The sequence below is a fragment of the Arthrobacter koreensis genome (genome assembly GCF_035792275.1).
Lineage (GTDB): Bacteria > Actinomycetota > Actinomycetes > Actinomycetales > Micrococcaceae > Arthrobacter_B > Arthrobacter_B koreensis_A.
Genome location: NZ_JAMWKK010000012.1, coordinates 69,457 through 94,144, shown reverse-complemented (window position 1 = coordinate 94,144; position 24,688 = coordinate 69,457). Strand labels below are relative to the sequence as shown.

Annotated in this window: 16 protein-coding genes; 3 read left to right on the top strand and 13 right to left on the bottom strand. The window is 63.6% G+C overall.

The window, feature by feature from the left end; all coding sequences use genetic code 11:
- Positions 1 to 54: 54 nt before the first annotated feature.
- The gene (locus tag NGB94_RS12535) at positions 55 to 843 is read right to left on the bottom strand and encodes a response regulator transcription factor (protein ID WP_325790980.1); all 789 of its coding nucleotides are present in this window, start codon (positions 841 to 843) and stop codon (positions 55 to 57) included.
- A 122-nt stretch (positions 844 to 965) separates the two neighbouring features.
- Here NGB94_RS12535 and NGB94_RS12530 point away from each other — a divergent pair, with 122 nt between their 5' ends.
- Positions 966 to 2,651, top strand: coding sequence for a sensor histidine kinase (locus NGB94_RS12530; protein ID WP_325790979.1), 1,686 nt, complete (start codon positions 966 to 968; stop codon positions 2,649 to 2,651).
- Between the two features lie 2 nt (positions 2,652 to 2,653).
- Here NGB94_RS12530 and sufU read toward each other — a convergent pair whose 3' ends face one another.
- A complete protein-coding gene (gene sufU / locus NGB94_RS12525) occupies positions 2,654 to 3,103 on the bottom strand; it encodes a Fe-S cluster assembly sulfur transfer protein SufU (RefSeq protein WP_325790978.1) in 450 nt (149 codons plus the stop codon).
- A gap of 2 nt (positions 3,104 to 3,105) precedes the next feature.
- Positions 3,106 to 4,422: a cysteine desulfurase gene (locus NGB94_RS12520; protein ID WP_325790977.1), complete on the bottom strand. Its 1,317-nt coding sequence runs from the start codon at positions 4,420 to 4,422 to the stop codon at positions 3,106 to 3,108.
- Between the two features lie 157 nt (positions 4,423 to 4,579).
- On the opposite strand from NGB94_RS12520, the gene NGB94_RS12515 reads away from it, so the two are divergent.
- Complete coding sequence (locus NGB94_RS12515; RefSeq protein WP_325790976.1) at positions 4,580 to 5,848, top strand: acyltransferase; 1,269 nt, start codon at positions 4,580 to 4,582, stop codon at positions 5,846 to 5,848.
- A gap of 36 nt (positions 5,849 to 5,884) precedes the next feature.
- Here the strand turns inward: NGB94_RS12515 and NGB94_RS12510 are convergent, their stop codons facing one another.
- Genes NGB94_RS12510 through NGB94_RS12500 form a run of 3 tightly spaced genes read right to left on the bottom strand, consistent with a single transcriptional unit; the run spans position 5,885 to position 9,743 of the window.
- Positions 5,885 to 8,113 carry an acyltransferase family protein gene (locus NGB94_RS12510; protein ID WP_325790975.1) on the bottom strand — a complete coding sequence of 743 codons (2,229 nt, stop codon included), beginning with the start codon at positions 8,111 to 8,113 and terminating at the stop codon, positions 5,885 to 5,887.
- Entirely contained in the window at positions 8,110 to 9,285 is a 1,176-nt protein-coding gene (locus tag NGB94_RS12505) for a glycosyltransferase (RefSeq protein WP_325790974.1), read from the bottom strand. The genes NGB94_RS12510 and NGB94_RS12505 overlap by 4 nt, the downstream gene beginning before the upstream one ends.
- Positions 9,282 to 9,743 carry an adenylyltransferase/cytidyltransferase family protein gene (locus tag NGB94_RS12500; protein WP_325790973.1) on the bottom strand — a complete coding sequence of 154 codons (462 nt, stop codon included), beginning with the start codon at positions 9,741 to 9,743 and terminating at the stop codon, positions 9,282 to 9,284. The genes NGB94_RS12505 and NGB94_RS12500 overlap by 4 nt, the downstream gene beginning before the upstream one ends.
- Positions 9,744 to 9,864: 121 nt before the next feature.
- On the opposite strand from NGB94_RS12500, the gene NGB94_RS12495 reads away from it, so the two are divergent.
- A complete protein-coding gene (locus NGB94_RS12495; RefSeq protein ID WP_325790972.1) occupies positions 9,865 to 12,450 on the top strand; it encodes a right-handed parallel beta-helix repeat-containing protein in 2,586 nt (861 codons plus the stop codon).
- On the opposite strand, the gene NGB94_RS12490 is transcribed toward NGB94_RS12495, so the two are convergent.
- The 7 genes from NGB94_RS12490 to NGB94_RS12460 form a co-directional block, all read right to left on the bottom strand.
- On the bottom strand, positions 12,426 to 13,664 hold the full coding sequence (locus tag NGB94_RS12490) for an O-antigen ligase family protein (RefSeq protein ID WP_325790971.1): 1,239 nt from the start codon (positions 13,662 to 13,664) through the stop codon (positions 12,426 to 12,428). The genes NGB94_RS12495 and NGB94_RS12490 overlap by 25 nt on opposite strands.
- The gene (locus NGB94_RS12485) at positions 13,661 to 15,013 is read right to left on the bottom strand and encodes a YveK family protein (protein ID WP_325790970.1); all 1,353 of its coding nucleotides are present in this window, start codon (positions 15,011 to 15,013) and stop codon (positions 13,661 to 13,663) included. The genes NGB94_RS12490 and NGB94_RS12485 overlap by 4 nt, the downstream gene beginning before the upstream one ends.
- Positions 15,004 to 15,747, bottom strand: a complete 744-nt coding sequence (locus NGB94_RS12480) for a CDP-alcohol phosphatidyltransferase family protein (protein WP_325790969.1) — start codon at positions 15,745 to 15,747, stop codon at positions 15,004 to 15,006. Before NGB94_RS12480 ends, NGB94_RS12485 begins: the two co-directional genes overlap by 10 nt.
- Before the next feature lie 3 nt (positions 15,748 to 15,750).
- Positions 15,751 to 17,052: a DUF1972 domain-containing protein gene (locus NGB94_RS12475; RefSeq protein ID WP_325790968.1), complete on the bottom strand. Its 1,302-nt coding sequence runs from the start codon at positions 17,050 to 17,052 to the stop codon at positions 15,751 to 15,753.
- Positions 17,053 to 17,107: 55 nt separating this feature from the next.
- Positions 17,108 to 22,486 carry a PKD domain-containing protein gene (locus tag NGB94_RS12470; protein WP_325790967.1) on the bottom strand — a complete coding sequence of 1,793 codons (5,379 nt, stop codon included), beginning with the start codon at positions 22,484 to 22,486 and terminating at the stop codon, positions 17,108 to 17,110.
- Between the two features lie 103 nt (positions 22,487 to 22,589).
- Positions 22,590 to 23,879 carry a hypothetical protein gene (locus NGB94_RS12465; protein ID WP_325790966.1) on the bottom strand — a complete coding sequence of 430 codons (1,290 nt, stop codon included), beginning with the start codon at positions 23,877 to 23,879 and terminating at the stop codon, positions 22,590 to 22,592.
- Entirely contained in the window at positions 23,876 to 24,364 is a 489-nt protein-coding gene (locus NGB94_RS12460) for a hypothetical protein (protein ID WP_325790965.1), read from the bottom strand. The genes NGB94_RS12465 and NGB94_RS12460 overlap by 4 nt, the downstream gene beginning before the upstream one ends.
- Positions 24,365 to 24,688: the final 324 nt, after the last annotated feature.

Sequence of the window (24,688 nt, the reverse complement as noted above, 5' to 3'; positions counted from 1 at the left end):
CGTCCGCAGCCTTCCAGGCGCAGCGCCAGGGCGTGGACGCCGGGCCTGGCGTCCTTAGTTTGCCGGTGCCAGCCGGTAACCGACTCCGCGGACGGTCTCGAGCCAGCGGGGTGAACGCGAATCATCGCCCAGCTTGCGCCGGAGGTTTCCCACGTGGACTTCGATGGTGCGTTCATCCGACTCGCTGATGTAGGACCCCGTGTCGTAGTCCTCGCCGCGCAGCCGCCGTACCAGGTCCGTCTTGCTCCGCACCCGCCGGCCGCTTTCCAGCAAAGCGTGCAGAAGATCGAATTCAGTGCGGGTCAGCTCAACGTCGCGCCCGGACAGCAGCGTGGTACGCGTCCCGGCGTCGAGCACCAGTCCGTTGTGGGTAAACACGTCATCGCCGTTCGCCGCAGCGGGCTCCGCCGCCGCTGCCGGCTGCGCAGCCGCCGGTGCGGGGGCCGCCTCCGGAACGGCAGCCGCCGAATCCTTGCGGGGACGCCGCATCATCGCTGAGATACGGGCCCTCAGTTCGCGCGGGCGGAAGGGCTTGGTGATGTAGTCGTCCGCGCCGGCCTCGAGGCCCATGAGGGTATCCAGCTCTTCGGCACGTGCCGTGAGCATGACAATGTAGGCGTCGCTGAAGAGACGCAGCTGGCGGATGACTTCAAAACCGTCAATGTCCGGCAGACCCAAATCGAGGGTGACAACGGCCGGGTTGTGCCGGCGGACGGCCTCGACCCCTTCAAGGCCGGTCGGGCTTGCATGGACTTCAAAACCCGACTGCTGGAGTACTGCATGCAGTAGGTCGCGAATGTCCTTGTCGTCTTCGATAATGACGGCGACGCGCTGAGTTTCCATAGGTTCTTGGTTTTTCCTGTCCTGCGAGACCTGCTGTACCCGCTCCCCTTATTGGGCATCCTACAGGCTCTGCGGATAAACTGAGGATTCCATTCACGGCGAAATTGCGAGGTACCGGGCAGATGTCCAGCTTTCGGGGCAATGCCCTGTCCGTGCTTGGAATTCGAAGGGATTTCCATGAACTCAGCCTTCGCCTTCGCGTCACGCTAAGCCAGCTTCCGCTGTTCGTTGCGGTCCTCGTTTCGGTACCCGTGGTTTTCATGAACAAGCCCTCGGCTTTTTCCGATCCCGCTTTCCTCACGGGTCTGGGACTGATCACTGTTTTGACCGTGCTGTCCGCTGCCCTGCCGTGGGAGAAGTTCTTCCAGCCCGCCTACTGGGTTATTCCCATCCTGGACTTTGCCGTCATTGCCCTGCTTTACCGGGCGGTCCAGCCCGATGTCACCGGAATGCTCCTGCTGACGGTTTTTCCGGTTTTTTGGCTCGCCTGGTCCGGCTTCGCGCCGCGGACCGCGTCCGTAGTGACGATTACGGGTTCGCTGCTGATCATCTGGAGCCCGCTGGCCGGAACCCAGCCGTCCCTCCAGGACTTCGCCCGGTCAATCCTGGTGCCGGTCATTATGCTCCTGGTCCATAAGTCGGCCACAGTCATGACGCAGGATGCCTCCGGCCAGCAGCGCGCCCTGGAGGCGAAGGACCGGGAACTGAAGCAGAGCCTGCAGGACAGCCGCCGGCGCGCCCGGCTCCTGGACGCGGTGCTGGACACCATCGACGTTGGCGTGGTGGTACTGGCCAAGGACGGCCACGTCATGCTGATGAACAACCGCCAAATGGCCACCCACGAGCTGGCTCTTCCTTCCGGCCCGGGCGAATGGGACGAAGCGGACATGCACATTTTCAAGCCCGACGGCGTTACGGCGCTGCCCGCCGGGGAACGCCCCGTTGCCCGGGCAATGCGCCGGGAAGCGTTTTCGGATTGCCTCGTCTCGGTTGGCATCGGAATCGAGCAGCGTGCCATGTCGGTTTCCGCCCGTCCGCTCGCCGACGAGAAGGGGGAGTTCAACGGGTCGGTCATCGCATTCAGCGACGTCACGGAGATGCTGCAGGCGCTGCGTGCCAAGGAAGACTTCGTGGCCAGTGTCTCGCATGAACTCCGCACACCTCTGACTTCCATCATCGGTTATCTCGATCTGGCGATCAGCGAAACGGAAGACCAGGATGCGCCCGGATCCCTGGCGGCGTCGCTCTCCGTTGCGATGCGCAACGCCGAGCGCCTGCTCGTCCTGGTGGCGGACCTCCTAACCACGGCATCCGGTTCGGTGCATCTTGAGCCCGTTGAGTTGTCCCTCCGCGAGCTGGCGGCCTCGGCGATCTGGTCCGCCCAGCCGCGGGCAGACGCGGCAGGAGTGCAGCTGGCCCTGGATGCCCAAGACGATGTGCGCGGTTTCTTCGATTCGGTCCGGGTGCAGCAGGTCTTCGACAACCTGCTCTCCAACGCGATCAAGTATTCGCCCGGCGGCGGCACCGTCACCATCAGGGTCTGCCTGGAGGGTGACAGTGCCGTCATCGAGGTCCAGGACCAGGGCATGGGCATGACTGAGGCGGAGCAGGGCGAAGCCTTCACCCGTTTCTTCCGGTCTGCAGCTGTGAAGAAAGCTGCCATTCCCGGCGTCGGGCTCGGCCTGGGCATCACGCGGGACATTGTGGAAGCCCATGGGGGAAAGATCACCCTGAGGTCCCGGCCTGGAGCTGGAAGCGTGTTCCGTGTTGAGCTGCCGCTCGTTCCCCGTGCGGCTGCTGCAGGCTAGTCCTACTCCGCTGCCCGCACAGCCTCTTCCAGCGCAACCCACGCCAGCATGGCGCACTTTACCCGTGCCGGGTAACGGGAAACCCCGGAGAACGCCGCGGCGTCGCCAAGCACTTCTTCGTCTGCCTCAACAGTCCCGCGCGAACGCATAACCTCACGGAAGTTCTCCACCAGGCTCAGTGCCTCCTCCCGGGGCATCCCGGCCATCAGGTCAGTGAGCACCGAGGCCGATGCCATGGAGATGGAGCAGCCCTGCCCCTCCCAGCTGATCCCGTCCAGGTTTTCCCCGCCCAGCACCGCGCGCAGGGTGATCTCATCCCCGCAGGTGGGGTTCAGCTGGTGGGACTCCCCCGCTGCCGCGCCCTCGGGCGCGTCCTGGAGGCCTTCGCCGTGCCGGGTCTTGGCGTGGTCCAGGATGATCTGCTGGTACAGCTGTTCCAAATCCGAGCTCATGGCTACTTCACTCCAAAGAACGGACGCACGCCGGCTACCGCGTCCAGGAACGCGTCGACGTCGTCAGTGGTGTTGTACAGGTAGGTGCTCGCCCGGGTGGTGGATACCAGGCCCAGCCGTCGGTGCAGCGGCTGCGCACAGTGATGACCCACCCGCACCGCGATTCCCTTGTCGTCCAGGAACTGCCCCACGTCGTGGGAATGCACGCCCGCGACGTCGAACGCTGCCAGTCCGATGCGCTCAACGCCTGACGGCGGACCCACCACGCGGATGCCCTCGATGGCTTCCAGCCCGGAGACCAGTCGCTGGCCCAGTTCCATTTCCCAGGCGTGGATCCGGTCCATGCCGGTTTCCTGCAGGTAGTTTGCGGCGGCGCCCAGCGCCATGGCCTGGGAGATCCGCTGCGTGCCGGCCTCAAAGCGCTGCGGGGCAGGCAGGTACTCAGCCTTGTCCATGGTCACGGTGGTGATCATGGAACCGCCGGTCAGGAACGGCGGCATGGCATTGAGCAGCTCGGACTTGCCGTACAGCACGCCGATCCCGGTGGGGCCGAGCATCTTGTGCCCGGAGAACGCGGCGAAGTCCACGTCCAAGGCCTTCACATCCACGGGCAGGTGCGGCACGGACTGGCAGGCGTCGAGCACCACGAGCGCGCCGTGGCGGCGGGCCATGGCCACCAGTTCCGGCACCGGGTTGATGGTGCCCAGCACGTTGGAGGCGTGGGTGAAGGAGAGGATCCGGGTACGCGGGCCGATGATCTGCTCGGCCTCGTCCAGGCGCAGCGCACCGGCGTCGTCCACCGGAATCCAGCGCAGTGTTGCACGGGTGCGGGCAGCCAGTTCCTGCCAGGGAATCAGGTTGGCGTGGTGCTCCATCTCGGTGACCACAATTTCGTCACCCTCCGCCAGAGCGAAGCGGCGGGCCGCTTGCCCGCCGCGGCCAGCCGCTGCGTTGGAGAAGGAATACGTCAGCAGGTTCAGTGCCTCGGTGGCGTTGGAGGTCCAGACAATCTCATCGGGAGCGGCGTTCACAAAACCTGCGATCGCGGTGCGGGCGTCCTCGAAGACATCTGTAGCGGCTACGGCCAGGGTGTGCGCGCCGCGGTGCACGGCGGAATTGCGCTGCTCGTAGAACTCCTGCTCCGCTTCGATGACGCTCAGCGGGTTCTGCGACGTGGCCCCGGAATCCAGGTACACCAGCGGACGGCCGTTGACCTGCTGGTCAAGGATCGGGAAGTCGTTGCGGATCCGCAGCACCTCGGCGTTGTCAATCGGCCCTGCGGCGGGCTTGAGGGTCTCGGGGGTTGAAACCACAGGCACGGGGGAAACTCCTTGGCTGGCCGTTGGGGATGCGCACAGGTGACCGGCACCATTACGCAACACAAGTCTGTGCTAATCATCCCACTGCAGGACCGCGAGCGCACCTGAGCAGTGCCTTAGTTCCGGTGGCAGGCACACAGGAGACTGTGCGGGGGCGGTGAATAGTTCGGAAATTCGGTTACGTAATGACCGCGGATATGCCACTATGACGCCGATTAGAGGAGGAAGCGTGTCAACTGGGGGCAATTCGGGCAGCGCGGGAAAAGAACGGCTGTCCTGGATCGATTTTTCAAAAGGTCTTTGCATGGTCTTGGTGGTCCTGTATCACCTGTCCCTGTGGATGGAGACGGAGGTCCACAGCGGCCCGGGCTTGTGGTGGGTAATCAGCGATGCGCTCAATCCCCTTAGGATGCCGCTGTTCTTTTTCATCTCGGGATATCTGAGCATCTCAGCGCTGCGCCGCCCGTTGGGCAGCTCCCGGTCACGCACGCTCGGGTTGTATTACGTCTATGTCCTGTGGACTGCGCTGTTCCTGCTGCGCCGGTGGCTCCCGTTCCTCTCGACCGAAACCGAGCCGGAAGTGGGGCAGCTGCTCCTGAGCCTGGTGCTCCCCACATCATTTTGGTACTTGTATGCCCTGCCCGTATTCTTCCTGGCCACGAAAGTTCTCCTGGGGGTTCTGGGGAACCGCAGCGCATACGCCCTCATTCCCCTCGCCGTGATGAGTGCGTTGTCACCCCTGGTGCAGCCGTATACCCAGGGACTGCTGACCGAACCATTCGATGCCGCCAAAATACCCTCGGTCCTGGCGAACTTCCTGTGGTTCTACCTGGGCGTGCACGGCGCTGCATTGTGGGCGAGGTTCAGCCGCCGTCGAAGCTATGCCGTCCTCGGCCTGTCAGCCGGCCTTTACCTCGCTGTTTATGCAGTAATGACGGCGTTCCGGATGGAGCTGCTGCTGGAGACTCTGCTCTCTTGCCTGGCCTTGTTCGTCACGGCGCAGCTTGTTTCTCGAATCAACATGGATTCAAGGGCGGCCCTCGGCCTGCGCCGGGTTGGTTCCCAGACGCTACCCGTCTATATCTTCCATATTGTCCTGGTTTCTGCGCTGAGCGCGATGGTCAAATTGACCGGCCTGATGCCTCTGCTGCAGAGTGCGCCGGGAGTGGCTGCCGCCGTCGTGCCGCCCCTGCTGGTGCTGCCGACCATACTGCTATGCCTAACGGCCGGATCGCTGATCAAACGCTCGCCGTTCGCCTGGCTCCTCGATGCTCCGCCGTTCCTAGTGGGGACACGGAAGCCTAAGCTGGACGACGGCGGCCGTGAACCGGCCGCCGAGTCCCCGAACGCGGAACTGAATTCGGTTGATCAGCCGGGAAAGTCCCCCGGATTCAGTCCCGCTACAGCAACGGAAGAGCATTCCTGATGTCTTTTCGAAGGGGCAGCCTCCGATCCGGATGCCCTAGTCAAACATGATGCTTTGCAGCAGCGGCGCCAAGAAGCGGGAATAGGCCGCCGTGATGTGGGAGGTGTCTACGCGTACAGGGGTCGTTCCCACGAATCCCGGGCAGGCACCTGATGCGTCACAGAACCATCTGTCCGTGGCGGCGTAGCGTGCACCCGTGGATCCCGCGGCGCCTTCTTGTGCCTCCTGCATCTGGCGCCACTGTTCGGAGACAGTGCTCACACAGTCAGCCGGAGATCCAACGCGCGTTACACAGTCCTGGAGATTCCGGCCGGCGGGCGGCGGGGCGAGCAGCAGCACCTCGCCAACACTGTCCTGAACCGCGGCGATGGTGTCCGCCAACCCGCCCTCTACCTCGTTGACTGCGGACGGAGTGCCGTCTCCGCCTGAACCGGAGGCGAGACGGGACAGTGTGTTGTCAGCATCCGCAAGGATGAGGAGGTCCGGTTTGATTTCCCTGACCTGTGCCAGGGCCCATTCCCGGTGCTCTCCGCACTCCGGATAATCCGTGCCGCCGTCCCGTGTCACCTGGACCGATGCGGACGGGCACTGGCCCTTGGTCAGAGGTACCACTCGGTAGTTTGCGTCCTCGGCTACTGCACGGATGCCCGGCATCCAGGCGATGGCATAGGAATCCCCCAGCACCGCTACGGTCTTGACAGGACTGGCAGGTCCTTCGGCACATTTATCGAAGTTACTGGCAGAGATCTCGGCACAGCCGTCGCTGTTGACCTCGTTAATCCATGCCGAGGTGCCAAGGGACTCCACGGATGGCGAAAACTCCGGGAACTCTCCGGCAGCCAGGGCGGCTGAAACGGCTGCGGCAACGTCGGCACCAGGCTCCGGCTGGACGGCTGCGCCGGCGTCTGCAGCTGCGCCGGCGTCGGCACTCGCCGTCGGCGTACCCGTCGCAGTTGCCACTGAGGCACTGGAAGAGGCGCCCGCCCCTAGCCCGGCAGGGTTCAGGAGCAGGACTCCGGCAAGCGCCGCCGTCAACACGCCCTGTCCGGAAAGAGCAACAGGCTTCCAGGGGGAAGGTGCCCGGCTGGAAATGCCCTGCCGCCCTTCGGGCGCCCGGGGTGTCCCTGCCCTGCCAAACAGGCCAGAACGCCGGATCGGGTCCTCCACCAGATGGAAGGAAAGGACAGAAAGGACAATGGTCACAGACAGTACGGCAAGCGCGTAAGCCATCCCGGCATCGGGGAAGAAAACGCGCAGCAGAATGATGGCGGGAAAGTGCCAGAGATACAGCGAGTAGGATATCTGGCCCAGGTATTGGGATACCGGGTTCGTCAGGAGCAGCATGCTTCGTGTGGTGTGTCCGGTTCCACCTGCAATCACCAGGACGGCCCCGAGCACAGGAAGGGCTACGCCGGGGGCTGGGATCCCGCTGCCCGGATGGACTACGAACAGGCTGGCGAGGATTATCACCAGCCCGGTAACCGCCATTGCGCTGCGCAGCCTGGTGTCCAGCCGCCCGAAGAACGGCAGGGCCAGCGCGGCCAGCGCACCGGCAGCGAGTTCCCAGGTGCGGGTGAACGTCGAGAAGTAGGCCCAGGTGGGTGCGGCTGCCACTTGCCACACTGCATAGCCAAACGACGCTGCTGCCACGAGCACCATCAGCCCCGCGGTGACAGCAGTTGCGGAACGGCGGCCCGTCCTCATTCCAATAAAGGCGGCGGCAATGATCAGCCAGGGCCAAAAGAGGTAGAACTGTTCCTCGACCGCCAGCGACCAGTAATGCTGTAGGGGAGATACCACTCCGTCGGTCTGCCAGTAGTCCGTTCCGACGGCCGCGAAATGCCAGTTCGCGGCGAACAATGAGGCGAAAATGCCGTCCGTCCGTACGGATGCTCCCCTAGCCGGGTTATAGAGCAGATATGTGGCCGCCACAGTGACCGCCACTACCAAGAGCGCCATGGGAAGGATTCTGCGGGCGCGCCGGACATAAAAGGCGACAAAATCGATTCGGCCGCTCGCCGCGACCTCGCGCACCAGCAGTCCGGAGATGAGGAAGCCGGAGATAACAAAGAATACGTCCACACCCACAAAGCCGCCCACAGGCCGCTCGAAAAGGTGGTTAAGGATCACCGCTACAACAGCCAGGGCACGCAGGCCCTGGATGTCCCGCCGTTGCCGGGAGACGCGGTGCGTTCCCGCTGGACCGGCGATCCCGGCGTCGTTCTCTAGGGACTTGCGCGACCCGGACAGTGCGTGGCTGTTCATACTTTCCCCTTCGCGAAGGACCCGTCGGACGGCAACAAAAGCGTGGCAATTCTGCTTCGGTACAGCTCCGGGCTGTGGCGGCTGGCCGCCAGCACCGCGTCCTCAGTGGCAAGGTCGGAATACCGGTCCCACTGGGCCAGCATTTTTTCCACCGCCTCAGCGATGGCCAAAGGGTCCGACGGCGGAACCAGCCGCACGCTGCCGTATTTGCCGGCCGCCTCCCGTAACCCTGATGTGTCGCTGACCACGGCCGGCCGCCCGGCGAGCATCGCTTCGACGGCGGTGTTGCCGAACGGTTCATCAACGCGGGAGGGCACCAGCACAATGTCCGCCTTGGCCAAATACGGCCAAACGTCGGGTTGGAAGCCATGGAAGTGGACGCTGTCCTGGAGGCCCAAATCCCGAATGGTCTGGCGAAGCTGTTCCTCATACCCCTCGTTGCCGGGGTAGACAGCCCCCACTATGTCCAGGCATGCTGCGCTCCCGGCTGCCCTGAGCTCGGCGAATGCCGCCACGGCCACGTCCACCCCCTTGCGGTGCGCCAGGCGGCCCACGTAGGTGATCCGGGCGTCACCGCGCACTTCCTGCCGAAGCGGCAACGGGGCGGAGGGCCCGGGGACAGCATTGTCCACGACTGTGGTGCGGCGCCTCAGGCGCGGCTGGGCCGCATGCAAAACGGCTTCGCTGAACCGGCTGTTGACCAGGATCCGGGAGGCAAATAACAGCGGGGCAGCCATAGCCCGCTTGACGAGGGGGCGGGCTGAGTCCTCCCCCTCATGAACATGCGCAACGACCCTGAGTCCAAGCAGGCGCGGCAGAACCGACCACAGCGGGAGCGTGAGCGTGCTGACGTACACGCTTTGCGGCTTCAGCCTCCGAAGCAGCACCAGCATCCGCCCGGTTGCCGCAACGCACGCGGGCAGCAGCATGGGCAGGGCGCGCGGGGACAACAGTGCCTTGCGTAGAACCACCGTCCGGCACAGCACCACCTCGGCGCCGCATTCCAGCAGCTCGGACACGAGGGGACCTTCGGCGGGAACGGTCACCACCACGCGGGCGCCACCCTCCTTCAGCCCCCGGACGCTCTCCAGCAGCACCCGGTCCGATCCGTAGAGCTCTGCCGAGGGATGGGCGACCAGCACGGCATTCCGCTGCCCGGCCCGGACGGTCATCTCAGGTCCCCTGCGGAGGCCCCGAGGGGCTGGCCGGCGCTTAATGCAGCCAGCGCGCGCCGGAGGGCTGTGCTGGAAGTGTGCACGGTGTAGGGGAAATAGACAACCTCAGTGCCGACGGCGGCGAAGCGCCTTTCCAGGTCACTCCCCTTAGCTGTTCCACGCCAGTCGTCCCCTTTGAAGAAAACGTCAAACCGCAGCTCTTCCCATGTGGCGAGCCGGTCCGATTCAACCTCGGCGTAGGCCCTGTCCACACACTTAATGCTGCTGACAATTTCCAGGCGTTCAGCCAACGGAATAATCGGCCGGGCACCTTTGGTGCTTTCACACAATTCGTCCGATACCACTCCGGCAATCAGATAGTCGCAATAGCTTTTTGCGTGCCTGAGAATATTCAGGTGTCCAATATGGAACAGGTCAAATGCTCCGGCTGCGTAGCCGACGGCATACTTTTTCACAGCATCCCCTTCAATAACATGTTGGCAACGAAGCCATTTTGTGGTTGACTTCGGGAGGTCTCGGTTGATCACACTTTTCGTTTGTCTGTAGCTGGGCGGCAGGCCTACTCGAGAGACCCCTATGAATCCCCCTTCTTCCAGCACCTTCCAACGCGTCCGAAAACGCCGGCACCTTCCCGTCCTCACGGCGGTACTGCTTAGCCTCGTTGCCTTTCAGGTCCCCGCCTCTGCAGCTGAAACGACCGAATACGTTCCGGATACCCCGATCCTGCGCGACACCATGTCCCGCTCCGTCCAGGACGGCTGGGGTAAATCCGAGAACGGAACCGGGTACACCACCAGCTGGCTTCCGTCCCTCGCCGTATCCGGGGGCACGGGCACCGTGAAGATGCCGGTGCCCGGCACATCGCGCACTGTGGAAGCAGGCGTGTCCCTTGCGGCAGACCTCTCGGCCTCCTACGGTGTTTCGGTATCCGAACTCCCGACGAGCGGAGGCGGAGTCCATACCGGACTCCAGGTGCGCTACAAGGACGGCTCCTTCTACCAGGCCACGCTCCGTGTCCTGCCGGGCGGCTATACCGCTCTTGACATCTCCCGCACCAAAGACGGAGCGGACACCAAATCGGCGCTGGCACCCTCGGTTGCCCTGCCATTCCGCGTTGGCGCGGGACAAAAGGTGAACGTCGAACTGCAGGCCACAGGGAGTTCGCCGGTGGAGATCAAGGCCCGCGCATGGCTGGCCGGTACAACAGCGGGCGAATGGCAGCAAACCGCCTCGGACTCGGGCGATGCCCGGATCATTGGTGCGGGAACGCTCCGGATCACCACCTATGTCTCCGCAGCCAGCCAGCCAGTGACAGTGGCCTATGATGATCTGGCCGCGCAGAAGCTGCGGAAGGCTACGGGGCCCGTTGTGCCACCGCCCGTTCCGGTACCGCCGGTTCCCCCCGTTGAGCCGCCGGTTACCCCCGCACCGCCCACCGTGCCCGAGCCGCCCGCCGTCCCGCCGCCACCGGCAGAACCCGGTTCCCGGAACGCGACAGGGTCCGCCCCCGTGGGAAGCACCGCGTACGGCATTCCCGCCCGTGCAGTTTTCGCAGCGCCGGGCGGCTCTGACTCCGCCGCCGGCACACTGGCGGCTCCGCTCCGCACCATCGGCGCTGCTATCGCCCGCGCTTCCCAAGGCGGCACGGTTGTTCTGCGTGGCGGCACCTATCACGAGGAGGTGACCATCCCGGTCAACAAGCCGTTGACCGTCCAGGCCTACCCCAATGAGGCCGTGTGGCTGGATGGAAGCCGTCAGGTCAGCAACTTCGTGCCGACCGGTAAGGTCTACGCAGCCTCCGGGTGGACTCCCACTTTCGATTCGAGTCCCACGTACCAGTGGGGAAAGCCGGGAACCGAGCACGGAGGTTCCTTCGTAGACCCGGCCTACCCGATGGCCTCGCATCCCGACCAGGTATGGATCGACAATGCGGCGCAGAAGCAGGTAGGTTCCCTGGCGGAGGTTGCGGCCGGGACCTTCTACGTTGATTACGCTGCCAAGAAGCTCTACCTGGGGACGAACCCGGCAGGAAAAACCGTTCGAGCCAGCGCGCTGGCCAAGGCCATGAGCGTCCGCGCCGAGAACTCCGTAGTTCGGGGAATCGGCATTCGGAGATTCGCCACGTCGGTGCCCCACATGGGCGCTGTCACCGTTGAGAAAACCGGCGTCGTCTTCGAGAACGTGTCTATCACCGACAATTCCACTACCGGTATTGCCGTAGGTGCCGGAAAGGTCACCCTGCGGAATGTCACCTCGGCCCGGAACGGGCTGATGGGTGTCAGCGCCGTGTATGCCGACGGACTGATGGTGACCGGACTGGATGCCAGCGGCAACAACGTGGAGCGTTTCAAGACCGCGCCGGTCGCCGGCGGCATGAAAGTCGGACGAACGCGCGGCGTCAGCGTCCTGCAAAGCACTTTCCGCAATAATGCCGGCACAGGGCTGTGGCTGGATGAGTCCGTATACAACGCTGACCTGGCCGGCAACGCCATGACCGGCAATGCGAGTCACGGTGTCTCCGCCGAAATCTCCGCCAAGGTGCGGTTGGTGGACAACGTCATCGCTGACAACCGGAACTTCGGAGTCAAGGTCAATAACACCAGCGAGGTGGAGATTTGGAACAACACCTTCAGCGGCAATGGCCGGCAAATAAACATTGTCCAGGACAAGCGGCGGGCCAGTAACCAGTCGACTCCCGGTCACAATCCTCGCCAGCCCTTCCCCGACAGGACGATGACGTGGATCAACGGACCGGTAACCGTCCGCAACAACATCATCGCTTCCACCTCGGCAGCCGGAAACTGCCTGCTGTGTGTGGAGGACTATTCCAGGGAGTTCACCGCTGAACAGCTCCGGGTCACCGCCCAGGGCAACGTGTACCACCGGGTCAATGCGCAGCAACCCGGCTGGGCAGTGGTATGGTCCGGCGGCAAGTCCAACGCCCGTGTGTACACCGGTATCGCGGCATTCCGCACGGCCACTGGACAGGAGAAAACGCATCTGGAGCTCACCGGGCCAAGTCCCCTGGCGCCTAACACGCTTATCGCCAACCGCACGGTCCAGGACCAGGCCGGCGCAGTTGCCGTTCCACTGCCTGCTTCCATTGCCGGCTTGGCCGGACAGCCTTCGGGAGCACGTCATCTGGGCGCCTTTACCAACTGAGGCATGACGGAAATCGGTGACCTGCTGATTACCGTGTAACCCCGGGAGGGAGCAGCCTCCGCTGCCGTCTCCCGGGGTTCCCAGACCACCAGCGAAATGGCAAAAAACAGGAGGAAAGAGGTGCTGACTTCAGTCAGCCCGTTCTCGAGGAAGCTCCGCAGCAGCAGAAACAGCAGCATGGCCGGCAAAAATGAGTCCTGCGCCCTTCGCAGGCTGCGGGACAGCAGAGAGAAAGCCCACACGGCAAGGACAAGTGCGCCGAGAACGCCGGCCTGGGCAAGCGCGGAAATCCAGCTCGAGTCCAAGACCTGGGAATCCCAGTACTGCCCTTCGACGGTTACCGTCTTGATCGACAGACCCCCGCCGACCCACCGCTCCCATGTGCGGGGGGAAGTATCCAGCACGGCCTCCCAGGCCAATGTGCGGGAATTCAAGGTCAGCAGGGAGGCGCTTCCTGGCCTCATCACCATGTTCATCAACGCCGAGGTGTAGAGGAGAACCGGGAGCATAACCGTTCCGAGCACGAGCAGTCCGGTGGCGACCGCACGCCGCATCCTCCCGAGGCCGAGGACAATCACGACTGCCGCCAGAGCTAGGCCCAGCAGAGCCGTCCTGGATTCAGTGGCAAGGACTGTGCCCAGCAATACTCCGAGAAGGCTTACCTGGACGAAGGTTCCTTTGCCCCGCAGGATGTTATGAGCCAGGGCGATGGCAGGAACTCCACACAGCATGGCGATCGCGTTGGGCCGAAGCGGCGGAAGGACACCTGCAAGCCTTTGTCCGCTCAACAGGCCGGGCAGACCAGTGGCAGCACTGATCAGACCGACGATCGCCATCGCCACTAGCAGCGGCTTGAGGGCTGTTGGGGTGGGAGAAGCCGCCAGTAAAAATCCCACGGTCGCCGCTACTAGAAGCAGGCGCGCGGCCAGGACAACCGAGGCTCCCACGTCTCCAACGGCGACAGCACCGAGCATCGCGACCGAAACGAAAAGAGACAGCAGCAGGAAAGGCCTGCCCGGGATCTTCCGTCGCTGCGGAGCGTTAGCCGCAAGGGCGAAAGCAAGGAGGCAGGCCAGAGCCTGGCAGGCAGCCTTTGCCAGGACTACCCCATCGGCTCCGCCTTCGTAATAGAACCCCTTGCGCCAGGCCACCGTGCTGCCCAGCAGCAATAGCCATATCCCGTACGGGGCGGACCTCTGGATCCAGGTATTCACTGGCGTTCCTCCGTGGCGGCCAGAGGCGCCGCCTGGCGGGACCTAAGGACACCCTTCAGTACCCCTGCAGGCACGTCCAGCATGACGATCCCCAGAGGTTCGATGCCCAGGGAACGCATCTCCATGACTGCTGCATCCAGCTGGGCCTCAGTCGTTGATCCGTAAGAGACCAAAACCAGCGCACACTGTGACACGGCGCCTGCCATTTCCATATTCAGGGGCACCGAGGAAGCGGTAGCCAGCGTGAGCAGCACATCGAAATCCTCTGCGAGCTCCTTGATGAGGGTTCCCGCGTCCCGGCCAGTGTCAGTGGCCAGATGGGAAGCCCCCGATCCGGCGGCAACAGCGAACAGCGAGCCTTTGCCCACCTGGCGAACCACCTCTCCGGCCGCCACAGTGCCGGTGACCAGATCGGTGAATCCCTGGCTCTCTTGCGGGAGTCCGAACGGAGTACGGACTGCGTCATCCCCCTGAAGGACGCAAACCCTTCGTCCGCTGTCGGCGATGAAGCGGCCCCATTCCTCGAGCATCATCTCTCCGGACACAGTCGAGCGCTGGCATGCGCCCGTTGCCAGGACGATGCGGGGCAGCTGCCCTCCCGTGCGGAGCAGAATGCGCGTCAGCAGGGAACGCAGTTCCGTGTCCGCGCTTACCTGCTTGCGTAGTGGAAGACGGGCACTTCTGCCCAGCACCGGCATCCGTCCAATAAGTTCCACTCCTGAAGCGGTGACCACGTCTTCCGCGGAATGCAGCGCAGCGCCCCTGCGGTCCGTAACAATGGCCGCCAAGAGGCCTAGGAATAAGCCTCCAAAGGCCCCCAGGACCAGGTTGGTGACGATGTCCGGTGACGAAGGATGGGCTGGAGGGTCAGCGGGGACCGTGATTTGGGGGTCGACTACAGCCGCCCGCGAATCCTCATCGTTCTCCAACAGCCGGATCTGATCGGCCAGGCTTTCGGCGACAAGGTTGGCGATGACGGATGCTTCCTCGCCCGATGCAGCGGAGGCCGTGACCCTTACATACACAGTGTCCTTGGGGTTTTCGGCACTGACCCGCTGGGCAAGGCTGGAAGCAGTCATGTCATTGCCGAGTTTTTCGGCCACCGGCACCAGGACCTGGGGACTCCTGACCAGATCCGGGTAGTTCTTCACCCGTTGAAGGGTGAACTGCGAATCCTCATAGGACGAACTGCTGGAGGACTGAGCCTTTACGAAAAGGTCCGCGCGGGCCTCATAGGATTTAGGGCTTACCCAGCTCACCAGGATCGCGGCGTCCACAGCAAGGAACACAATGAACAGGATCAGCAGCAGGCGCCGGCGGAACAGCAGCAGGTATTCACTCAGTTCCATGACTTCACCTCTCGGTACCACTTGCCCAGGGCCAGAACGAGAAACGCGGCGGTACAAGCGAAGAGGAACATATAGAGACCGGTAAACAGCCAGGGAACAAACAGCAGAAGTGACAGTATGCAGATAACTCCGAAATCCGTGGGCAGTACTGCCAGTGAGTACAGCGCGGAGGAGGAGCGGTTGGCGTCCATGGGCGCTTTTCCGGCTGCACCGAGGCTGCGCCGGAGCTGGTCCATCAGCAGGGTGGAGAAAAAGTGAACGGTGGCAAGGACCTGGAACAGCAGCGGCAGCAGCAGCCACCGCGCCTCGAGGTCATAGAACCGCCACCAACAGACCAGGAAAGCGAGGTGGATAGAGCCGACCTTGAAGGCATCTATAGTGTGGTCCAGCCACTCCCCCGCCATAGACCCCCTGCCGGTTAGCCGGGAGAGTTGTCCGTCCGCGGAGTCAAGGGCGTACCCCAGCACCAGCAGTAGTGACACTGTCAGGGAAGCCAGAAAGGTTGGCTGGACAACAACGATGATCCCAATGCCGCTGAAGGTCGAAAGTGCGCTAAGCGCTGTCACCTGGTTTGGACTCAGGCCCACGGTGCAGGCGGCTGCAGCCAGATACCGGCCAAGGCGCCGGTTTACATAGCGGGAGTATGCAGGTGCTCCTTTGGAGCTTTTTTGGGCCGTTGAAAGTCCGTCGAGCGCTTCTCGGAATGTTGGCTGCGCCCCAGTTCGCAGTGTCATTTACTACCTCGTTCTAGTTTGGACGACATCAGTCGCCGGTCGTGGGTCCGGTCTGGTGGGTGGGGGTGCGGATGCGGGAGCAAGTTCCGGCATGAGGTTGCGGAGCGTTCCCGGCCCGTCAGGACCGTTCGCCTTCCACCCGGAGTCCGGGTTGCGGACGGCCCGTCGATTCCGGGTGCTGCTTCCGCTGGCGAGGTCTTTGGCGAGCCGCAGGTAACCTTCGGCGACGTCGTCCCAGCGGTAGGCGGCCTGCGCCCTTTCCCTGGCGCTGGCACCCATGGCTCGTGCCTGCCCCTCATCCGCGTCCAGTTCTTCGATCAGCCCGGTCAGGCGCGCCGCACTGTCGAAGTAACGGCCGGCATCTGCACCGAGCACTTCGCGGTTGAAGACGACGTCATAAGCCAGCACCGCTGTTCCAGACCCCATGGAGCGCAGCAGGGAAGGATTGGTTCCACCGACGGAATGGCCGTGAATATAGGTCCTGGCGTGGGTATAGAGCTGGCTCAGCAGTTCCTGGTCCCAGACGCCGCCCAGCAACCGGATCCGGCTGTCCCCTGCCGCCAGGGATTTGATCTGCTCGGTGTACGCCGCCGCGTAGGGCGCGGATCCCACCACGACCAGGGGCAGCTGCGCTTTGCTGCTCCGGTATCCCTCCAGGATTTGGTCAACGTGGTTTTCCGGCTCGAACCGGGCCACGACCAAGTGGAAGCCGCCGGGGACCAATCCCGCGGCGTCCAACTTGTCGATGGCTAGGTTGCCTTTCTCCGGCGCCCCGTAGACCAGAAGCCGGGTGTCGGCGTTGAACTCATTGCGGTAGTAGCTGGCAATTCCTGCCGCGTCGGCGATGAGCGCATCCGCTCCGCGGACGGAGGCCTGTTCCGCCCAGCGGTAGTAGCTTCGGCCTCTGCCGCCCCACTTGGATCTCTTCCACTCCAGCCCGTCCACATGAACGGCCACACCCCTGGCGGAGCGACGCAGCAGCGGCAGGAACGGTGCGTTGGCGGCGTTGAACAAGAAAGCCGCATCGAACTTGGGCCCACGGAGCATGTGCATGGCGGACAAGGCCGTGTGGCTGAGCGTCTCACCGGTTTTCAGCCGAAGCGCGGGCAGATGAACCAGTTTCATGCCGAGGTGGTGGGAAGGGCGTTCTTCATTATGGGGACGGCAATAGACGGTGACCTCAACTCCCCTGTCCACCAACCGGGATCCGATTTCTTCAATGGCCGTCTCGAACCCTCCGTAGTGCGCCGGCACACCGCGTGTGCCGACCATGGCCACCCTGAGCTGGCTTTGTTGGGTATGCATGTTGCTGTTCCTTCTGTCGGAGGGAGAGGTTTGGCGGGACGTGAATCTCCCGGAATCAGGGACGCGGCTGGCCGGCCCAAAGATTGTCCGAGAATGCGGTGACCGGAGCGTTCGTGGCCGAGCCGGAGAGGTACCCGCCCAGGCCGATCCGGCCCGGAGCCTGCAGCGCCGCTGTGGAGTCGGTCGCCGAGAGCTGCCACTGCACTGGTTCTGCCTCTCCCGTCTTCCACACCTTGGCCCGCAGGGTTGTGGGTGAGGTACCGGTGGCCTGAACACGGACCGTCAGCCGGTCACCGGGCCGGTAGGTCAGACCGGTGATGGTGGTTTGCGGGACCAGGTAAACATCGCCCCGGTTCAGGCTCACTCCCACCGTGCCGTTGGACATGTACCGGATTTTCGCCGAGTAGTTGCCCTTCCCTGCGATGTCACGTGCATAGACCGACTGGTAAACGCCGCCGCCTGTGGCTGCTTTATCCAGGCCCATCTCCACCTGCACTTCCGTGTCCGCTGCGCTGACACCGGACAGGTACGTGGTGAGGCCGGCCCCGGCCGTAGCGAGGCGAAGACGCCCAACTCCGTCTGACACCGTGAAGTTCGCAGTCGAGCCGACAAGGGTGTAGGCACCGCCCTGGTCCGCCGTTAGCCAGCCGCTGGCCGAAGTTCGCCCGAACGAGTCCTGGGCGTAGACCATCGGTACGGTGCTCTCAATCCGGATCTGCCCGCTCTGCTCAGCGGTAGCCCCGTCGGAATCCGTGACGGTCAGGGTCACGGTGTACGTTCCGGACCGGGAATACGTGTGCGCGGCAGTCTTGCCTGTTCCGGAGGTGCCGTCGCCGAACGACCAGGCATAGCTTGCCGGTGCCCCCTCCACGTCCGTTGAACCGGAGGCGTCGAAAGCCGCTGAGAGATCCGAAACGACGGAGGTGAATGCAGCGACAGGCGCGGCATTGGCAACCCGGATATTCTGGGTCACTGATGCCGTGGCGCCGTTGGCCGCGGTGACCGTGAGCCGCACTGAGTAGTCGCCGTCCACGGCGTACAGCCGTGTGGGCGTTAGACCCGTGCCGCTGGTTCCATCCCCGAAGTCCCAGGAATAGGTGGCTCCTGTTCCTGCGTTCTCTGCCGAGAACCCGGCCGACCGTCCATTGGTGCTGGAGGTGAACGCAGCCACCGGCGCAGGATTGCTGACCGCAATGGTCTGAGAGACGGAATCCCTCAAGCCGCTGCTGTCCGTGACTGTCAGCGTGACGGTGTATTGCCTGCCCGTGGCGTAGTCGTGGACCGGGTTGCGGCCGGCTCCTGTCGAGCCGTCCCCGAAGTCCCATGCGTACGTAGTGATACTGCCTGTCCCGGCGCTGGTCGTCGAAGCGTCGAAACTGGCCCGAAGCGCATTGACGGATGAGGTGAAGGCCGCCGTAGGCCCGGCGGGAACCGGGGCCTGCGGACTGGCTGTAGCCGTTGCTGTGCTCGCAGCTCCTCGGTTGTCCACGATAGTCAGCGTTACGAGGTAGTCCCCGGCGGCTGCGTAGGTGTGGGTTGGATTAACTCCGGTGCCGGTTGTGCCGTCGCCGAAGTCCCAGGCGTATGAGCTGATTGTCCCGTCCGGGTCAGTGGAGTCTGCGGCATCAAAGACGACCGTCAGGTCCCGCACCTGGGTGGAGAAAGAAGCGATTGGCGTTACGTTTGTGCGGTCCACCTTCAGCTCTGCCTGGGCTGTTGCCTTGGCACCGAGGTTGTCCGTGACAGTCAACGTGACCGTGTAGGTGCCCGGCCCCTGGTAAGTGTGGCCTGAGGTGGCGCCGCTGCCCGTGGCTCCGTCGCCGAAGTCCCAGGCGTATGAGCTGATGGTTCCGTCAACGTCCCGGGAAGCGGCAGCGTCAAACGTCGCGTCCAGTCCCGAGGCCAAGCTTTCGAACTGCGCCGTCGGAGCAGCGTTGGCCACCGTCACGCTTTGTGTGGCCGTTCCTTCACCGCCCCTGTCATCGGTGACCACCAACCGGACGGTGTAAGTGCCCGCTGCGTCGTAGGTGTGGCCGGCATTGACCCCGGTGCCGGTGGTGCCGTCGCCGAAGTCCCACCGATAGCCTGTGACTTCTCCATCGCTGTCGGCAGACGTTCCGGCATCAAGGCTCACTGCCAGTCCCTGCGCTGTGGCGGTAAACTCCGCTTCGGGCAGGATATTCGGTCCGCTGGTGACGATTGTTGCCGTAGCCGTGGCGGTGGCCCCAGCGTCGTCGGTCACGGTGAGGGTCACAAGGTACTCACCCCGTTCCTCAAAAACATGCTGGACCCGCTCGCCCTCGGCGGTAACACCGTTACCCAGATCCCACTCATAGGAAACGATCCTGCCGTCGGAGTCAGTGCTTCCCTCTCCTGACAACACCACGTTTGATCCGTCGACGGTGGAGGTGATCTTCGCAACCGGGGCTGCATTGGCCAGGTCGCTGGCGTTGTAGTGGGCGCGGATGCGTTCTTCGGAGAGGGCCGTGCTGTACACGGCCGCTTCGTCGATGGTGCCGCGGAAGAAGGGACTTGAGGCACCGCCCCAGGTCCGGTCACCGCCAATACGCCAGAACCCGGTGTACGGCTCGGCTGCTGTTTGCGGGTTGGTGCCCTTCAGTACGCCGTCGACGTAAAGCTTCATCCCCTCTGCGGACTGGGTGGCGACCACGTGGTGCCACCGGTTGTTGTTGTAGGAGTCGGCAGTCGTGATCGTGTTTTCGGACCCGGTGTAGGTGCCGAACGTCAGCTTTCCGTCATCGCGCATGTACACGTGCCGGTCGTAGCTGCCGGACAACCCGGTGTTGGAGTTGCCGAATCCGATGATCTTTCCGCCCGCGTTCGTGTCGGTCTTGAACCACGCCTCGGTGCTGTACACCGATGGGTTGCTGGCGGAAGCCCCGGCAGCGGCGATGCCGTCCGAGCCGTTGAAGGTGAAGCTTCCGCTTCCGCCGACTCCGCCGGAGGTGTTCCTCGTGACACCCCCGGAGACAAGGGCATCGTTCATCGACGAACTCGTGTCCTGGGCTGTTGCCGTGCCACTGTCATTGAGCCGCCAGAAAATCTCAGGCGAGTCGCTGTAAACGGATTTTCCATAGTTGTCCGTGGGGACCGCAGGGGTCTTCGGTATGCGGCCGCTGGCGGTGTAATGGTCAGCCACGCGCTGCGCCGTCAGCGCGGTCGGGTAGACGGCAACTTCATCGATGTTGCCGTTGAAGCTCCCCGTGGCGGGCTGGCCGGGCCAGCCGCCCATGTTGTCGCCGCCGATCCGCCAGTAACCGTCGTATGCCTGTCCCTGGGTGTTGTCAGCCCTGAAGGCAGTGCGGACGCCGTCGACGTACAGTGCCATGCCGGCGGCGCTCATGGTGGCGGTGACATGGTGCCATTCGCCGTCGTTGTAGGACTTGGCCGAATTGACCGTTACAGTTCGGCCGGGATAAGCACCGAACCAAATCCGGCCCTCGTTGTCCATGTAGATCATGCGGTCGTATGAAGACGAATTGCCCGTCCGCTGGTTGCCGAAGCCCAGGATCTTTCCACCTGTGGTGGTCGTTGTCTGGAACCAGGCCTCAGCCGTAAAGGTGTCCATACCCGGGCCGAGCGTGCGGTTTGCTATGGACGCGGTGGCGCTGCCGTCGAAGCGAGAGGCCGCATTATCGGTGAGGGCGCCTGCGGCGCCGCGGGAAATCCCGGCCCCCGCGTCGCCGTCGTCGTAGCCCACGTGGTTGTAGGCGATGCTGCCTGCGGGCTCGTCCAGGGGATAGTACAGAAGTGCACCGTCCTCCTTGACCATTCGTGAATAGGCCGAGGGTGTGGAGTTGGAAATCGTCACAGGATCAGAGCGCGGGCCAATGTACTCATTTCCCGAGGCATCCTTTACCCGGATGCGGTAGGTGTGTGTGGCCCCGGGCGTGCGGCCCGTGTCCGTAAAGCCCAGTGCCTGTCCCTTCCACCACACGGAGCGTGCGTCGACTGATCCAATGGCGGTGAGGCTGTTGTCCCGCAGCACTTCGTAGGTGAGGACGGCGTCGTCGTAATCCCAGGTGTTGGGCCACGCCACACGAACGTTGCCCGCACTTGTTGAGAGCGGTGAGGGCTTGAGCGCTGCGGAGTAGACCGGCGCCACCTTGTTGGGAGCAATGGACCTCTTCGCGAAGACGGCAAGTCCCTGCTGGGCTTTACCGTTGACAGTGGTGAATTCTCCGCCCTCAACCAGATAGTCGTCGTTGTTGTCGAGTGCCCATCCGCCCTGGTACTGACCGGTGAAAGAGCCCGTGTTGATCGAGGGATACCAGTGCAGCAGCGAGGGTACCGGCTGCCCGGAGTACTTGCTGTTGCTGCCCGGAGGCGCCTGGTCAGTACCGGTTGCATAGATGGTTTCCGCCAAGCTTCGCCGCCAGGTTTGCGGAGTAGTTTCCGGGAATTCGCCCAGCGACGAGCAGTCATGGGCGTGTGAAACGCTGTAGAGCACTTCGCCCATGACGGCCACGTCCGTAGAGGCTCCGTAGCAGTTGTCCAGCCAGACAAGGTCGCCGGTCCAGAAGTCCGCGGCGAAGCGGCCGTCAAACCAGTGATGGCCCATGCCATTGGCCGACGCGTAGATGACACCGTCCTTCTCAATCATCTGGGTAACCCAGGACGTGTTGTTCTTCGGGACGCTTATCTGCGTCTGCGGGATGGGTGTGCTGATCCACGGCTGGCTTGCGCCGGACGCTCCGTCCACGGCGCCGATACCGATCTGCAGGGAACCATTCAGTGTCTGGAAGCGCCCGCCCAGCACGACCCGGCTGTTGTCCGCGGACGCAATGATGCCGTGCACGATGTCGTCGGTCTGGGGCGCCCATGGCAGCAGCGCTCCGGTTGATCGGTTGAAGGCAGCGGCATTGCCGCGCGGCTGGTTGCCGGCCTGCTTGAATGATCCGCCCACGTACAGGGTGGTTGCGGTGGTATATACGGTTTGGACGCTGCCGGCGATGCTGACGCTGAAGGGCTGGAGCGCTCCCGATGATGCGGAGAAGATGGCCAGTTTGCTGCGCGGTTGACCACCCACCGTGGTGAAGCTTCCGCCGACGATGATTTCTGAATTGTCCGAGCTCATTTCCACCTCTAATGCCTGCGCATTGAGGTTCGGGTTCCACGGCAGGATCTTTCCCGTGGAGATTTCGAAAGCCATGGCGTTGTTGCGCACAACTTCCCCGGCACCTCCCGCAGGAACGCCCGAGGGACGCGCTCGGGTGAAGCTTCCCACGGCGTAGGCTACATTCCCATTTACCGCGGTGCTCCAGACAACCCCGTTGATCTGCGGAGTGGTGAGAACATCAGCGCTGAGGGTCTCGGGAAGCTCCTTTTCCAGGGCCGCCTCCGGCGAGGGAGCATCCGAGAGTGTTCGAGGCTGCCCTACCGCGGGACCGGGCGCGGCTTGGGCAGGTGCCACTACCAGACCCGTTAGCAGGGACGCTGCCCCCAGGACTGCCAGAAGTTTGGTGAAGCGATTTCTGCTGGCTGCTTCCCCACGAAAAGACTCCGTCCGATTTCCTTTACGCATTCTTCTCCAGCTCTCTTTCGTGGGGCGTGCTGACGATAGTGTTTTTTGTTTCTGCAGTTCGCAGCGGCACCAGGAGAATCTGCCGGATGGCAAGCCCTCCCAGCGCTGCCCCGAAGGCTGCGGCCAAAGGAGCCAGAGCAGCATTTGCGGTGAAATGGACGACGAGAACGACGGCACCCAGGGAAACCACCGTGTCGGCGGATCGAATGAGGAAGATCCGTGCAGGGTTGCATCTCACGGCTGCCAGGACCCCGTAAGGAGTGGCGGCGGAAACCGCTGCGGTGTAAATCAGCCAGCCGGCCACCGCTGTCAGCTCAGGCAGGCTGCCGAGGAGCAGCGGCCCGGCCGTGGGCAACGCCGCCATAGCCACTGCGGTACACACCGCGGTCATGCAGAGCAGTGCCAGTACGCCGCGGTCCGCCCGGCGAAGCAGCTGTTCCAAGGGAACGGTGCGGGCACGGGCAAAGGACGCGAAAAGGTACGAGGAGATGCCGCCCACGACCAGCATTGCGGGCGCAGCGTACACCCGGGCGAGTTCAAGTGCCCCGCTGGCTTCGAACGCAACCAACATGACCACTGCGCTTCGCAGGGCGGTGAGCAGGGCCGGGCGGAGAGCCTGCTGTGCCGCGCGCCAGCTGCCATAGGCTGCGACCGTCCGCCATTGCGCACCTCGCAGACTGACCAGGACCCGCTCGGCGGCGGGAAGCGCAACCACTCCGGCAACCGCGCCGGCGGCCTGGCCGACGGCGATGGCTGCCAGGAATGACGTCACCGTCAGTTCCGTCTGCTGCCCCACCAGCAGCAGGAGAAGGAGAGCCGCCGCTATGACAGTCAGATCCATCAGCACGATCCGCTGGAAGAGCAGGCACGCCATATGCAGGCGCCGGAGCACGTCCTCCACCAAGTAGGCAGCAATAGCCACGCCGAGCAGGAAGGCCTGCATCGGGTCGACCAGGCCCAGCGCCCAAACAGCCAGCGGGACAGCGACGGCACATCCGGCAGACAACAGGAACAACCACACTTGCAGTCCCCCGCGCAGCGCGTTGGACTGGCGGTTCAGCACGGTCAGGGAATCACCCACGAACCCGCTGGTAGTTGCGGCCGAGAGCACAAGCAGTCCATACAGCAGGCTCAGCAGTCCAAGGCTTCCCAGGTCCAGCGAGCGTGCCGCTACAGCGAGGATCAGGAAGCTGCCCAGGGCCTGGCTGGCCTGGGCTCCCACAGCCCCAACAACGGCACCATAACGGGTGGCGCCGCGGGAAAGGAACGGACTGCGGGTCATGGCAGGTCACCGCGGAAAATCAAAGGTGCGTGGGATCCGTTCAGATCCAGGTAGAGAACGGGATCCGTGGCTCCCGCCGGCAACTGGAAAGCGTACTCGGCTTCGGTTGCCGCCCCGGGCTCCAGGTTTCCGGTCAGGTCGAACGCTTTAACACCTCTATACACAGGGGCAGCAGACACGCGGTCCTCCCCGTAAAGCAGTGTCGGAACAACTGCAGTCAAATCCAGGGTTTCGGAGGATCCATTGCGCAGCGAGACCGTGAACACGATGTATTCGGCTCCTGCCACCACGCCGATGCCCTCTTCGTCGACTGTCCCCCGCCGGATGTTCGACGTTTTTGCGACAACACCGTCCTCGTACACCGCTTCCCCGCCGAAGAGCGAGGGTTCCACCGGTACTGGATTCTCAGCGGCATCGCTGCGGAGAACCATGGGGGCTTCATCGGCAGGCTGCGCGTTGTCCGGCTCGAATGCGGGCCCGCCCAACGGTCCTTCGCTTTCGTCCGGTTCAGGAGTTGGGCGCGGATCCGCCGGCGCGGCTGACGCGGAAATTTCAGCTGACGCGGAAGGTCCAGGAACCTGCACAGCATCGGTGGAATTCCAGGAACAGCCCGCCAGCAGCAGCGCGGTTACACCCAGCAGCACGCGCTGAAACTTGCGGGAGTTATGGCCCGGATTTGCCCCTGCCGTCGTTCTATTAACCATTACGAGACCGCTTATCTTTTGAATTAACTGGTATGAAGAAACTGAAGAAACTTATCTTTTGCAGGAAGGTCAGCGCCCGAGTACCGGCTACTGCCTTATATGTTT